Below are 14518 nucleotides of genomic sequence, written 5' to 3'. Positions count from 1 at the left end.
CGTATTCATGATGTTGAGAAGAGTGTGGCGAGCAATGGTTTGAATTGGAATGAAGAAGAAGGCGCGTATGATGCGAAGCATGATGGTAAGTCGAGTAAGATTACGAATGTATTGGATGGTAAGATAGCAGAAGGTTCGCAAGAAGTTGTTAATGGTGGTCAGCTTTGGAGCACGAATGAGAGGGTAAAAGAGGTTGAAGACAAAGTAGATACGATAGATCAACATGTGAAAGATATTGAAGTAGCCGTAACAGATGGCGTTGTTAACTATGATAAAGATAGTGATGGGAAAAAGACCAATAGCATTACGTTAGTAGGAGGCAATGACAGCGAACCTGTTATGATAGACAATGTAGCGGCAGGCAAGATTGAAACAGGTTCTCAGCAAGCTGTTAATGGCGGTCAGTTGCATGATTATACTGAAGAGCAGATGAAGATAGTTCTTGAAGATGCCAATAAGTATACGGATGAGAAAGTTAGTAGTCTTGTCAATGATGCTGTTAACGAGTCGAAATCCTACACGGATATGAAGTTTGAGACGTTGAATTATGCTATTCAGGATGTTAGGAAAGAAGCAAGACAAGCTGCTGCTATTGGTCTAGCGGTGTCCAACTTACGTTACTATGATATACCAGGATCTTTAAGTGTTTCATTTGGGAGTGGTTTATGGCGCAGTCAATCTGCACTTGCTCTTGGTGCTGGTTATACATCTGAAGATGGAAATATTCGCTCGAATGTATCTGTGACAAGTGCTGGAGGTCATTGGGGAATAGGCGCTGGAATTACTCTGAGGTTGAGATGATAATAGAAAAAATGGCTGTTATTGTAAAAACGAGAAGTATGTTAGTAAAGGTTCTGCTGTTTGCTCTTGCCTTAATAGGCAAGAGCGAAAGCTTTGCCAACGAGAATAATAATATTTATACGGTGCATCCACCGCACTTATCGATACCTAAGGGAGAACCTGGCGAAACACGTCGAATTATTATGCAATTTTATGATTGGACTTTGATTTGTGACGAAAAACAAAAGCTTAAACATAAGCAAGGTATATGCAATGTGACACAGACGGTTCATGATCAAGAAGGAAATACCATTTTTAGTTGGTCTCTTGTTTCTACGACAAGTGGTCAAGCAGTGATGCTTTTTCGAACATTGCCAAATTCTGATATAAATGTTCCGATTCAAATGTTTGTAAAAGATGTTAAAAAACCTGTTCTTATTAATTATACGCAATGTAATGAAACGGTTTGTTTGGCACAATCACCTGTAGGGCCGGTTTTGACTAAACAAATAGAGCAGAACAATAAGGTACGTATTTCCTATAAAACTAAAGAAGGTAAGGTATTTTCTTTTACTGTACCATTTAAAGGGTTAAATGCGGCACTTAATTCTTTCCGTCCTTAGAATCCATCGAGTATTTTTAACAAGAGTCATTTTTCCATAAATTGTTGTATTATATTTTTGAGTGTAAATTATAAGGTCAGATAAGTAAGAAGTTTTATATAATATGATATCGAGGTGATTTATTGGAAAGAGTGAGAGTTTTATGAATATAAAGTCACAGTAAGTTCTTTATATGTAATAGAAAATCAAATTAGTATTTCCTATAATGCTTAAAGAGTGATTTCGTTAGTTATTAAAAGTAAAAAAGATTAGAAATACTCGATTTCTTCCTTACAATAATGAGTAGACTAAATTCTTTTTTTAAGCTTCAAATGGATTTTTAATGCGGTCTGATTAAGCATTAATATTTTTCAGATAAATTTTATAATTCTAGAGTTTTTTTGAACGATAGTTTTTATTGGTATTCACGAAATAACAGCTATTGTAATTGCATTTTGTAGTACTACGGAACTTTTATTCCAGTATAATCAAAGCCATTTCATTGCATATAACAAACGTGGTTTGTGTGTGGATAACGAAAAAATTTTTTTTTCTTATAAACCGTACTAATGTATAGGTTGTTGTAACCTTAAAAGTCAGCAAATAGTATGATAGTGTAGGTTTGTTACAATAGAGGTGTGCTCCGTGTAAATGGTATAAAGAAAAGAGCATAATTTATAAAAATTGATGTGAACGTAAACGATTAATTTATAGTTTTAAGTTCATAAAGAGATGCATGATTTCACGGAAACAACCGAAAGATTATACAAAAATCTGAATGATGTTAGTGTAGAAAATTTTAATGATAGAAAAAGAAAGAATGATTTCTTGTATATATCATTTGATGCTGCATTATTGCTTTATTTAGGAATGAGCAGAAGAGTTTTCGCGTTTATTTATTGGGGGAACGCTCAAGGGATAAGGGACATGACCCCGTTAAATTATGGTTCAAAAGAGTTAAAGCGAGGAGAAATATACGATACCAAAGCAGATCAGTTGTATGATCAGTGCAGTAGTAATACAAATAATCTTTCTGCATTGTCACGAACAGAGGCATACTCTGTCCTTGTTGATATAAAGAGACAACAGAGAAAAAAACATTATGAACAGAAACAGGTTTTTGTTCAATCTGAGGCAGCTTTTGAGTTTCATAATCAGATAATGATAGGTGCTCAAAAAACAAAAAAACTCAAAGCACCTTTTCTTCGACGGTTCCATTCAGTAAAATCTCCACCTCTTTATGCGGCACTTGATCTCGGAACAAATAATTGTCGTCTTCTTATCGCATCTCCCAGTAAACCTGGATATTTTCGTGTTGTTGATGCTTTTTCTCGTATTGTACGATTGGGAGAAGGTTTAATAAATAACGGTTTTCTTAATACACAAGCTATGGATCGTGCGATTGAGGCATTAAAGATTTGTCATTTAAAGCTAAAACAAAGGCATATTAAGCGTTATCGCTTGATTGCAACGGAAGCTTGTCGTTCTGCAGAAAATGGTAGACATTTTATTCAGCGTGTTTTGGAGGAGACAGGACTTGAATTGGAAATTGTTGATCGGCGAACAGAAGCGCGTTTTGCTGTTACAGGGTGTAGTACACTTGTTGAACCAAATACTGACGCAATTGTGCTTTTTGATATTGGAGGAGGGTCATCAGAAATTGTGCTACTTGATGTTTCTCAAAAGCGTTCTTTTCGTTTAGCTAGACAAATTATCGCTTGGACTTCTCTTCCTGTTGGTGTTGTTACGCTTGCTGAACGTTTTGGAGGGAATGATATTAGCTTAGACGATTTTGAAAAAATGAAAAGCTATGTGCGAGGGTTATTAAATAATTTTTCAGATCGTCATAAATTAGGAGAGTTAGCACAAGGTTCGAAGTTTCATCTTTTGGGAACCTCCGGTACAGTTACGACTTTAGCAGGAATGTATCTTAATTTAGAGCGTTATGATAGGAAAAAAGTGGATGGCATTTGGATGAAGGATGCAGACATTACACTTATGACACAACGTCTATTATCATGGGATATAGAAAAACGTGTCATAAGTCCTTTTATTGGGCGCGAGAGAGCAGATTTAGTTTTAGCTGGTTGTGCAATTTTAGATGTTATTCGGGAAGTTTGGCCAAGTCAGCGTTTAAGAGTTGCTGATCGTGGATTAAGGGAAGGAATTTTGATAGAGCTAATGTTACGCGATGGGGTATGGTGTCGTCGTAGAAAGAGCAGAGATTTCAAGCGTTAGAGAATTAAATATGGAGACAATGAATAACGATGAAAAAAACAACAAAAACACCGAGAGGTGGCTATGGAGGTTCAGGGTCACATGAATTATATCAGCGCGTAAAAAAGAAAGCAGGAACCATTAAAGCTTCATCACGACGATGGTTAGAGAGGCATCTGAATGATCCTTATGTCCATCAATCAAAAGTAGATGGTTATCGTTCACGTGCGGCTTATAAACTCATTGAAATTAATGAGCGCTATAGGTTTTTGAAAAAAGGTCAAAAGGTTATTGATCTAGGAGCAGCACCTGGGGGCTGGTGTCAGGTGGCTGAGCGTATAGTAGGGTCAAGTGATGAGGATCCTAGCGTTGTTGGTATTGATTATTTACATGTTGATCCATTACCTAGAGTTGCCATGTTGGAAATGGATTTTTTGCATACAGATGCACCGCAGAAATTAATTGAAACTTTAGGGACAAAACCGGATGTGGTTCTTTCTGATATGGCAGCGCCAACAACAGGTCATCGTCAGACGGATCATTTAAGAACGATTTATTTATGTGAAGTTGCGGCTGATTTTGCTCTTTCGGTTCTTAAGCCTGGGGGACATTTTTTAGCAAAGGCTTTTCAAGGAGGAGCAGAAAACACTCTTCTTACGATACTAAAACAGCATTTTAAAAAAGTCTATCATGTTAAACCACCCGCAAGCCGATCAGAATCAGTAGAGCTTTATCTTCTAGCACTTGAATTTAAGGGAAAAACAAAAATACAAGAATAGCGCCTTCTTTTAAGAAGACTTAACTTTACTTAACCTATTTAGATGTGATGATTTTTTTCTCAAAGAGTTATCGGCGATAGTGACAGTTTTTCTGTTAACAATGATGAAAAACTGGTAAAACTAATGTATTGCCTATAGAGGTAAAGAGATTGATTCCTCAGTGAGTGTTTCCAATGAAATTTCTTGATCAAGCTAAAGTTTATATTCGTTCTGGTAATGGAGGTTCTGGAGCAGTATCATTTCGTCGTGAAAAATTCATAGAATTTGGGGGACCTGATGGGGGGAATGGAGGACGGGGTGGTGATGTTTGGGCTCTTGTTGTTGATGGGCTTAACACGCTGATTGATTATCGCTACCAACAGCATTTTAAAGCAAAAACAGGGGGGCATGGCAAGGGGCGTAATATGACGGGTGAGAAGGGTAATGATGTCATCCTTAAAGTTCCGGTTGGGACGCAAATTTTTGAAGAAGATAATACAACGTTAATATGTGATTTAACGGAAGTGGGACAGCGCTATCGCCTTGCAAAAGGAGGGAATGGCGGTTTTGGCAATCTTCACTTTACAACATCGACAAATCGGGCACCGCGTCGTGCAAATCCAGGTTTGGCTGGAGAAGAGCGTGCAATATGGCTTCGTTTGAAGTTAATTGCTGATGCGGGGCTTGTTGGTTTACCAAATGCTGGAAAATCAACTTTTTTAGCTTCTGTAACGGCTGCAAAACCAAAAGTTGCAGATTATCCTTTTACCACTCTACATCCTCATCTTGGTGTTGTACGTATTGATGGTCGTGAATTTGTTTTGGCTGATATTCCAGGATTAATTGAAGGAGCGCATGAAGGTGTGGGAATTGGAGATCGTTTTTTAGGACATGTGGAACGTTGTCGCGTACTGCTTCATCTAATTTCTTCTCAAGAAGAAGATGTAGCAAAAGCATATCAAATTGTGCGTCATGAACTTGAGGCATATGGAAATAATCTAAGTGATAAAACTGAAATTGTTGCTTTAAGCCAGATAGATACTCTGACAATTGAAGAGCGTGAAGCTAAACGGGAAGCTTTGCAAAGAGCAGCGGATCAACCAGTTATGATGTTTTCTGCGGTTAGCCGTGAAGGTTTAGAAAATGTGCTGCGTGCTGGTGCACATATTATTGAAATGTCACGCAAAGAGGAGATCAGTGGGGATAGCAAGGTTGATTGAGATGGCTGTTGGATCGCAAAAACTTACACACTATAAACGTATTGTGGTCAAGATTGGATCTGCCCTTTTGGTTGATCCTCAGGCAGGTTTACGGGTTGAATGGCTTAAAAGCTTGATCAATGATGTTGTTGAATTGCACAAAGGAGGCGTAGAGATATTATTGGTGTCTTCAGGTGCTATTGCTTTAGGAAGGACATTGCTACAGCTTCCTAAGGGGGCTTTGAAATTGGAAGAAAGCCAGGCATGTGCTGCTTTGGGGCAAATTGAGTTAGCAAAAACCTATGGTGATGCGCTTGCTCAACATGGGCTCAAAACAGGCCAAATTTTGCTCACTTTATTTGATACGGAGGAGCGAAGGCGTTATCTCAATGCACGTGCAACGATTGAGATGCTTTTATATTTGGGAGCTGTGCCTGTTATTAATGAGAATGATACTGTTGCAACAACTGAAATTCGTTATGGTGATAATGATCGTTTAGCTGCACGTGTGGCAACAATGGTGAGGGCAGATCTTTTAATACTTTTATCCGATATTGATGGTCTTTATACAAAGTCTCCCCATAGTGATCCTACGGCTGAATTTATACCTTTTGTTGCATCCATTACGCATGATATCGAAAAAATGGCAGATGTTGCTGCTTCAGAGTTTTCACGGGGAGGAATGAAGACTAAGCTTGAAGCCGGAAAAATAGCTAATGCTGCTGGAACGGCGATGATTATCACCTCAGGCAAGCGTATGAATCCCCTTGCTGCAATTGACAAAGGTGAACGCAAGAGTTTTTTTGCGGCAAGTAAGAAATCTGTCAATGCTTGGAAAACATGGATTTCTGGTCATTTAGATCCATCTGGTGTTTTGACGATTGATCAAGGAGCCATTAGGGCTCTTGAATCAGGAAAATCATTATTAGCTGCAGGGGTTATTGGCGTTGAGGGAAATTTCCAGCGTGGGGATACGGTTGCAATTGTTGGTACAGATGGAGTTGAGATTGCGCGTGGACTTGTAAGCTATGACAAAGATGAGGCTGTACGCATTATAGGACATAAAAGTGAAGAAATCGAAGCTATTCTTGGGTATGAGGCGCGCTCTGCTATGGTGCATCGTAATGATATGATTGTACGTTTCTTGATCAATTCTGTTTAAAAAAGTTACTTTTGTTTTTATTGTTTTGGCAGAGTGGATGTTACGATGACTTTAGAAGAAAAAATGAAAGATATGGGACAAAAAGCACGCTATGCCGCTGCAGCATTGGCTGTTGCTTCTTCTGAGCAAAAGAACAATGCATTAGAAATGATCGCTTTAAGTTTAGAGGCTCAGTCAGATGAAATTTTACGGGCGAATTGTCAAGATTTAGAGAATGCTGCTCAGAATAATTTGAAAGCTGCAATGATTGATCGGCTAAAATTAGATGATTTGCGTTTACGTGCAATGATAGACAGTGTTCGCCAAGTTGCTCGTTTATCTGATCCTGTTGGACAAGTGATGGATGAATGGACGCGTCCAAATGGGCTTCATATAAGTCGTGTACGAACACCTCTTGGTGTGATTGGCATTATTTATGAAAGTCGTCCCAATGTTACAGTTGATGCGAGTTCTTTGTGCTTAAAAGCAGGTAATGCTGCGATTTTGCGCGGTGGTTCGGATAGCTTTCATTCTTCTCATGCTCTTCATTTAGCTTTGGTACAAGGTTTAGAGCGCTCTGGTTTACCCAAAGATGCTATCCAAATGGTTGGAACGACAGATCGTGCTGCCGTTGGGGAAATGCTCAAAGGATTGGATGGAGCGATTGATGTGATCGTACCACGTGGTGGAAAGAGCCTTGTTGCCCGCGTTCAGTCTGATGCACGTGTTCCAATTTTTGCTCATTTGGAGGGACTTTGTCATATTTATATTGATAAATCGGCAGATTTAGATATGGCACGCAATATTGTTTTAAATGCAAAGCTGCGGCGAACAGGGATATGCGGTGCTGTTGAGACAGTTCTCATTGACGGCCAAGCATTAAAAAAATTTCTTCCTGTTTTAACTGCTTTACAGGAAAAGGGGTGTGAAGTTCGTGCCACAGAAGATATTGTTTTTCTTATGCCAGATGTCAAATTAGCTTCTGAAGAAGATTGGTCGCATGAATATCTTGATGCTATTCTTTCTGTTAAAACGGTTGAGGGTGTTGAGGGAGCCATTTCTCATATCAAGCGTTATTCATCAGGACATACGGAATCGATTATTGCTGAGGATTTGGAAGTGGTGAAGAATTTTTTTAATCATTTAGATTCAGCTATTTTATTACACAATGCATCTACACAATTTGCTGATGGAGGTGAATTTGGTTTTGGAATGGAAATTGGTATCGCAACAGGAAAAATGCATGCACGTGGTCCCATAGGTGTTGGACAGCTAACATCATTTCAATATCACGTTAAAGGAAATGGTCAGGTTAGAGCTTGAGAACACCATTTTTTCCATGGAAAAATTGTATGCCACATGTTGAAAGATCTAATGTTGTGGGTCTTTTTGGTGGTTCCTTTAATCCACCGCATGCGGGGCATCTTCTTGTTGCAAAAATTGCCATTCGGCGTTTGCATCTTGATCAGTTATGGTGGATGATCACTCCAGGAAATCCTTTAAAGGATTGTACACAGTTGCCCTCTTTAGAGGAGAGAATGCAATTAAGTTTTAAACTTATTGACCATCCAAAAATTCGCTTAACAGGTTTTGAACAGGCTATAGGGAGCAAAGTATCAGTAGATACGATTTTTCATATTCTTACCCATTACAGTGGCGTAAATTTTGTATGGATTATGGGGGCAGATAGTTTTGCGACGATACATCAATGGTATCGATGGCATGATATCGTCTCTATGCTTCCTATTGCGATTATTGATCGTCCTTTAGGCAATCGGTCAGCACTTTCTTCTCCTATGGCACATATTTATCGCCGTTTTCGTTTGGATGAGAGAGAAAGTAAGCGATTACCTTTTATCAAGCCACCAGTTTGGACTTATTTGCATGGACCTTTATCTTTTCAATCTTCAACAAACCTTCGTTTGAAGAAGAATGATTTTTCTTGAACATTTCATAAGATTCTGCTTCTCTTTAGAGAAGTCTCTTTTTTAGATTCCACAACGATAAGAAAGGATATTGATCTGAAAAACGTTGCACACAAACACTCTTACGATATTATGCCTTCAAAAGAAAAAAAAGTTTTTTCTGTTAGTGAGAGTCTTGAAGTTATTCTCAAGAGTTTAGAAGATACAAAAGCAGAAGATATTGTTGCTATTGATATTCGAGGGAAGTCATCTTTGGCTGATTATATGGTCATAGCTTCAGCAAATTCGCAGCGTCATGTATCGTCTGTTGCTGATCATTTATTACATACTTGGAAAGATAGTGGGCAGGGGCTTGCGCGTGTAGAAGGGCTTGCTGGAGGTGACTGGGTATTGATTGATACAGGTGATATTATCACTCATCTTTTTCGTCCAGAAATTCGTCTTTTTTATAATTTAGAAAAAATATGGATGACGCCGGATTTAAACGATACGGCTTTGCTTCTCTTCGGAGATCATTAAAATGCAAATTTCTATTTTTGCGGTTGGTCGTATGAAAAGTGGGGCGGAGCAAAAATTAGTTCAGCATTATTTGGATCGTTTTTCTAAAATTTCTGGAGATGTAGGCTTTCATTTAAAAAAGTTACAAGAGATACCAGAAAGTCGTGCTCAAACAGTTTGTCAACGTATGGAGGAAGAGGGGAGAAAACTTATTGAATTTTTACCTGAAAAATGTCGATTAATTGTGTTAGATGAGCGTGGAGAATCGATTTCGTCAATTTCTTTTTCTGAAAAATTGAGGTGTTATCGTGATGAGGGCATTCGAGATGTCGTCATTGCTTTGGGAGGACCTGATGGGCATAATGAACAAATAAAGAAGCGTGCTGATTTTCTTTTATCTTTTGGTTTGATGACGTGGCCACATCAAATTGCACGTATTCTTCTTACAGAACAACTTTACCGCGCTGTAACAATTGAAAATAACCATCCGTATCATCGTTTTTAATATTTTTGTGCAATTTTTAGCACTTATTTATATGTTTATTAATATTGTTTTAGCTGACACCATTTAAAGCATCTCTAATGTATACGATGAGGTGTCATGGTTTTTGCAAATGAAAAAGCTTCTTCATAGAAAGATGCTATATTTATATGAGGAGTGCGTCATATTTGTCATTCTGCTCTTGAGTATGTTTTTTTGCTTTTCTGTATCGCGTGCGGAAGATACAATGAGGAGTACGGAAGTACATAAAGAATTAGGAGAAATTCGCCAAAATATTTCACTTTCGCGTGAGCGTGTTGCTTTTCTTATGCATCAAGTTGAGCATTTAAAAAAAGATCAACGTGTTTTGAGTGATGCACTCATAAAAGCGGCTAAAGAAGAACGTATAGTAGCAGATGATATTGCTAAAAGGGAAGAAAAGCTTAAAAAAATGATAGAAAAGCGGGTACAAGTCTATCAAAGTTTAAAAAATCGTCGTGCTGAATTTGCGGAAGTTCTTGCAATTTTGGAGCGTATGGGATTGAATCCGCCTCCTGCTCTTATGATACAGCCAGAGGACGCGTTGGCTTCTATACGTAGTTCTGTTTTATTAGGTACTGTTATTCCTCAGATGCAGGAGAAAACACGAGATTTAACAGAAAAACTCAAGGAGTTGACCAATTTGAGTAATTCCATTACTACGGAATATAAGGCATTAAAGACAAAACTGCAAAATCAAGCAGAGCAGCGAAAACGTCTAGAGCTTTTATTAGACCAAAAAAACAAACTACAAAAAAAATCAGAAAAAGAACTTACAGAACAGCAACAAAAAAATATTGCTCTTGCTAAAAAAGCGCAGTCTTTGGAAGAATTGATTTTAGAGCTAGATCGTCAGTCAAAACTTAACTCTGATGCATCAGTACAGGTACGGAAAAGTTTGCAATTGTTAGAACAGTCCAATTTTGAAAGCCGAAAAGGTTCTTTACTTTTTCCTGTTTCAGGAAAAAGAATACATCACTCTAACAAAAGTTCGCAAATTACACGCTTTGGTGAAACGATAGAAACAGAGGCAGGAGCTGTTGTTATATCACCTGTGGATGCTTTTGTTGCTTTTGCAGGGCCATTTCGTTCTTATGGACAGTTAATCATTCTCAATGTTGGAAATGGTTATCATATCATTCTTACTGGAATGTCGAGAATTAATGTAAAACAGGGGCAATTTGTTCTTTCAGGTGAGCCTCTGGGTATAATGGAGATGCAATTTATTTCAAACAGTGTTGCATTGGATATAGGAAAAACTTCTCCAATGCTTTACATTGAGTTTAGAAAGCAGGGAAAACCTGTAAATCCAACTCCTTGGTGGCAGACTGAAAAAATAAGAAGGAGCCAAAATGATTCGTAAAGTTATTCTTTTGGTCGCTGGGGTATTGCTCGGCGCCTGTTCAATGATTATGGTGCAGTCTGTTGCTGCGAATAATGAAGATAATGCATATAAAAAGCTAGCTATATTTGGCGATGTTTTTGAGCGTGTGCGTATGCAATACGTTACAGTTCCAGATGATAAAAAGCTTATTGAAAATGCTATCAATGGCATGCTCACATCACTGGACCCTCATTCATCTTATTTGAATGCTGAAGAAGCCAAGGATATGCGGGATTCTACGAAAGGAGAGTTCGGAGGTCTTGGTATTGAGGTCACTATGGAAAAAAACTTAATTAAAGTTGTTTCACCAATGGATGATACTCCCGCTTCAAAAGCAGGTATTCTAGCAGGAGACCTTATTTCAAAAATTGATGATGTACAAACGAATGGTCAAACATTGAATGAAGCTGTTAATAAGATGCGAGGTGCTCCTGGAACACCAATTACCTTAACAATTATTCGTTCTGGTGTTGATAAGCCATTTGAAGTGAAGATTGTTCGTGATATTATCAAAGTAAAAGCGGTGAAATATCGGGTTGAGGGTGATATTGGATATTTAAGAGTTATCCAGTTTTCTGAGCAGACATTGAATAATCTTCTGGCGGCAATTAAAGATATCCAATCTAAAATTCCTGAAGATAAGCTAAAAGGTTACGTCCTTGATTTGCGGCTTAATCCGGGTGGGCTTTTAGATCAAGCTGTTAATGTTTCGAGTGCTTTTCTCAATAAAGGTGAAATTGTGTCGACTCGTGGGCGCAAAAAGAGTGATGTGACAAGATTTGATGCGAAGCCAGGTGATGTCATCAATGGAAAACCGCTCATTGTCCTTATTAATGGTGGTTCGGCAAGTGCTTCTGAAATTGTTGCGGGTGCATTACAAGATCATCGTCGTGCAACAATTTTAGGGACGCAGTCTTTTGGTAAAGGATCTGTTCAAACAATTATTCCTTTGGGTGAAAATGGGGCTTTACGCTTAACAACAGCACTTTATTACACGCCATCTGGCACTTCTATTCAAGGAACAGGGATCACGCCTGATATTATTGTAGAGCAACCACTCCCTGAAAAATATAAGGGTTATGATGTAAAAGTTGGTGAGTCTGCATTAAAAGGACATATCAAAGGAAAACGAGAGAGTAATAAAGGATCTGGTTCAGCTGCTTTTGTTCCCAAAGACCCTAAAGATGATATCCAGTTGAATGAGGCTTATAAATTGTTACGAGGTGAAATGGCAAATGCCGCATTTCCACCAGATCCCAATAAGGATGTGTTAAAGTGAGAATTGATATCTATAGCTTGCGATTTTGAGGAATATTAAATGGATGCAGGTATTAATTTGAAGGTTCTTCCATATCGCAAATGTGTTGGGATTGTTATCTTTAATCATGACGGTAAAGTGTGGGTTGGGCGTCGTTTAATGATGCCCATTCATGCAGATATTGAAATATCTCATCGCTGGCAGCTTCCTCAAGGAGGGATTGATGAAGATGAAAAACCATTAGATGCAGCATATCGTGAACTTTATGAAGAAACGGGTATTCGATCTGTGAAGTTGATTAAAGAAGCACAAAATTGGTTCCATTATGATTTTCCACAAGAACTTATTGGGTGCACATTAACAAATAAATATCGTGGGCAAATACAAAAATGGTTTGCTTTCCAGTTTACAGGAAAGCTTTCTGAAATTGCGATTAATCCGCCACCAGATGGCAATAAAGCGGAATTCGATCAATGGAAATGGATTGATCTAGAAACCCTTCCGTTGATTGCTGTTTCTTTTAAAAAGCACGTTTATACGAAAGTTGTCAGCGAATTTCGAGGTAGCCTTAGACCATTATAAAAGCTATATGATTACGAGAAAGCTTTTTTTATTAAGATGCTTTATATTATAATAAATAATAAACATGTTTCTCTTTTATGTAAAGAACAGGAATATAAAATGAAAAAGTTATTTAATTTACTTATAGTTTTTACTCTCTTGAGTATTTCATCTGTTGCATTTGCAACAAGTTCAAAACCTCCTGCATCAAAAGATGCGGCAGCGACATTGCCAAATGGAGCTTCTTCTTTGACTGAAACCTACGGTTTGTGGACTATTAACTGTGGTATACAAGAAGGGAAAAGAATTTGTTTTATGCACCGTCAAGAAGTGAATGAGCAGGGGCGTGTTGTTGTGGCTATGGGCCTTACTCTCGATGCTGAGGGTGTTGTATCTGGTAATTTAACAGTTCCTTTTGGCATTTTGGTTTCTAAGCCTGTTCGTTTACAAGTTGATGAGGGAAAAGCTGTTATCGAAACCGGTATCCGGACTTGTGTACCAGCAGGTTGTGTGGTTCCTGTCGTTTTTGACAAAAATCACGTAGCAGCTTTACGTTCTGGAAAACAGTTAAAGTTGGCGATGACAATTGCTGCTGCAGGTGAACCAGCTTTGAATGATTTATTTGTTCAGCTAGATGGTTTTAGCAGTGCTCTTAATCGTTTGACTGCTTTGCAGAAATAATTTTAAAACTAAAAGCGGCCTTTAAAAGGCCGTTTTTAGTTTGTTTGTTTTTTATATATTAATAATTAAGACGATGAGATTTAAGATTAATCCTATAAGGGATATTCAGATTTTTTGCCGTTTCTTCTATTGTATGTGCTATTTTTAATTTTGATATTTGTTTTCTAACTGCATCGTCATTAAATAGAGAGATGAAGAATTTAGATATCTGGTTTTTATTCAAGAAAAAAGAGTATTGAAATATAAAACCATTTTTTGATACACAGACCTGCTTTAATGAAGGTTTTCTATACGCTCTTCTGTTTCCTTGATTGAAAGGGATGACGCATGATTTATGCATTGCTTCGAACGATTGATTTGATTTTTGAGATTTATATTGATATTTTAATCGCTAGTGTCATTTTTTCTTGGCTTTATGTCTTTAATATCATAAATTCACGCAATCGCTTTGTTGTTTTGATAGGAAGCTTTCTAGATCGTCTTACAAATCCCGTTCTAAGCCGTATCCGGAAAATTTTACCAAATTTGGGAACGATTGATATTTCACCTATTGTAGTGTTCATTATTATATATTTTATTCGTACTTTTATGTGGCGCGTTTACGCAAACATGTATGTATAGAAATATTACTTGAGGCGAATACATGTTTTATCAAGTTGATAAAAATAACTTGATTTTGTTTGTATATCTCATTCCCAAATCGTCCGTTGACAAAATAATAGGGATTGAATGTAGGGATGGTGAGAAACAATATCTGGTTATACGCCTTCGTGCTGTTCCTGAAGATGGAAAAGCGAATAAAGCTCTCATTAAATTTCTTGCCAAGCAATGGAGAATACCATCTTCTTCTATTTCTCTGAAAAACGGTGCAATATCTCGCTACAAACAACTTTACTTTTCAACACATTTAGAAGAGCTAAAGCAGATATGGCAATCCTTTAGAGATTGCATCTCGTAGAAAAAATAAAGAATAAAGCCTATTTTTAAATAGGCT

Annotated in this window: 16 protein-coding genes; all 16 read left to right on the top strand. The window is 37.7% G+C overall.

Annotated elements, in window-relative coordinates; genetic code table 11:
• Positions 1–801, top strand: an 801-nt coding sequence (locus PVV63_RS03405) for a YadA-like family protein (RefSeq protein ID WP_273790644.1), incomplete at its 5' end; no start/stop codon positions are given.
• A complete protein-coding gene (locus PVV63_RS03400) occupies positions 798–1403 on the top strand; it encodes an invasion associated locus B family protein (RefSeq protein WP_273790643.1) in 606 nt (201 codons plus the stop codon). The genes PVV63_RS03405 and PVV63_RS03400, both read left to right, overlap by 4 nt.
• A gap of 906 nt (positions 1404–2309) precedes the next feature.
• Positions 2310–3620, top strand: coding sequence for a Ppx/GppA phosphatase family protein (locus PVV63_RS03395; protein ID WP_273790642.1), 1311 nt, complete (start codon positions 2310–2312; stop codon positions 3618–3620).
• Positions 3621–3649: 29 nt separating this feature from the next.
• Positions 3650–4378, top strand: a complete 729-nt coding sequence (locus tag PVV63_RS03390; protein WP_273790641.1) for an RlmE family RNA methyltransferase — start codon at positions 3650–3652, stop codon at positions 4376–4378.
• 173 nt (positions 4379–4551) lie between these two features.
• Positions 4552–5577, top strand: coding sequence for a GTPase ObgE (gene obgE, locus PVV63_RS03385; protein ID WP_273790640.1), 1026 nt, complete (start codon positions 4552–4554; stop codon positions 5575–5577).
• Between the two features lies 1 nt (position 5578).
• Entirely contained in the window at positions 5579–6718 is a 1140-nt protein-coding gene (gene proB / locus PVV63_RS03380; protein ID WP_273790639.1) for a glutamate 5-kinase, read from the top strand.
• 45 nt (positions 6719–6763) lie between these two features.
• A complete protein-coding gene (locus PVV63_RS03375) occupies positions 6764–8020 on the top strand; it encodes a glutamate-5-semialdehyde dehydrogenase (protein WP_273790638.1) in 1257 nt (418 codons plus the stop codon).
• 29 nt (positions 8021–8049) lie between these two features.
• Entirely contained in the window at positions 8050–8643 is a 594-nt protein-coding gene (locus tag PVV63_RS03370) for a nicotinate-nucleotide adenylyltransferase (RefSeq protein WP_273790637.1), read from the top strand.
• Positions 8644–8754: 111 nt separating this feature from the next.
• A complete protein-coding gene (gene rsfS / locus PVV63_RS03365) occupies positions 8755–9141 on the top strand; it encodes a ribosome silencing factor (RefSeq protein WP_273790636.1) in 387 nt (128 codons plus the stop codon).
• Between the two features lies 1 nt (position 9142).
• On the top strand, positions 9143–9625 hold the full coding sequence (rlmH, locus tag PVV63_RS03360) for a 23S rRNA (pseudouridine(1915)-N(3))-methyltransferase RlmH (RefSeq protein ID WP_273790635.1): 483 nt from the start codon (positions 9143–9145) through the stop codon (positions 9623–9625).
• 133 nt (positions 9626–9758) lie between these two features.
• Complete coding sequence (locus tag PVV63_RS03355; RefSeq protein ID WP_273790650.1) at positions 9759–11003, top strand: murein hydrolase activator EnvC; 1245 nt, start codon at positions 9759–9761, stop codon at positions 11001–11003.
• Positions 10993–12303: a S41 family peptidase gene (locus PVV63_RS03350; protein WP_273790634.1), complete on the top strand. Its 1311-nt coding sequence runs from the start codon at positions 10993–10995 to the stop codon at positions 12301–12303. The genes PVV63_RS03355 and PVV63_RS03350 overlap by 11 nt, the downstream gene beginning before the upstream one ends.
• A 39-nt stretch (positions 12304–12342) precedes the next feature.
• Positions 12343–12864, top strand: a complete 522-nt coding sequence (locus PVV63_RS03345; protein ID WP_273790633.1) for an RNA pyrophosphohydrolase — start codon at positions 12343–12345, stop codon at positions 12862–12864.
• 99 nt (positions 12865–12963) lie between these two features.
• Positions 12964–13524 (top strand): invasion associated locus B family protein, encoded by a 561-nt coding sequence (locus PVV63_RS03340; protein WP_273790632.1) that lies wholly within the window; start codon positions 12964–12966, stop codon positions 13522–13524.
• Between the two features lie 327 nt (positions 13525–13851).
• Entirely contained in the window at positions 13852–14145 is a 294-nt protein-coding gene (locus PVV63_RS03335) for a YggT family protein (RefSeq protein ID WP_273790631.1), read from the top strand.
• 22 nt (positions 14146–14167) lie between these two features.
• Entirely contained in the window at positions 14168–14482 is a 315-nt protein-coding gene (locus PVV63_RS03330; RefSeq protein WP_273790630.1) for a DUF167 domain-containing protein, read from the top strand.
• Positions 14483–14518 lie beyond the last annotated feature (36 nt).

Source organism: Bartonella sp. CM31XJBT (genome assembly GCF_028618555.1).
Classification (GTDB): Bacteria; Pseudomonadota; Alphaproteobacteria; order Rhizobiales; family Rhizobiaceae; genus Bartonella.
Note: the sequence above shows the minus strand (reverse complement) of the source record. Positions and strands in the feature narration are given on the sequence as shown.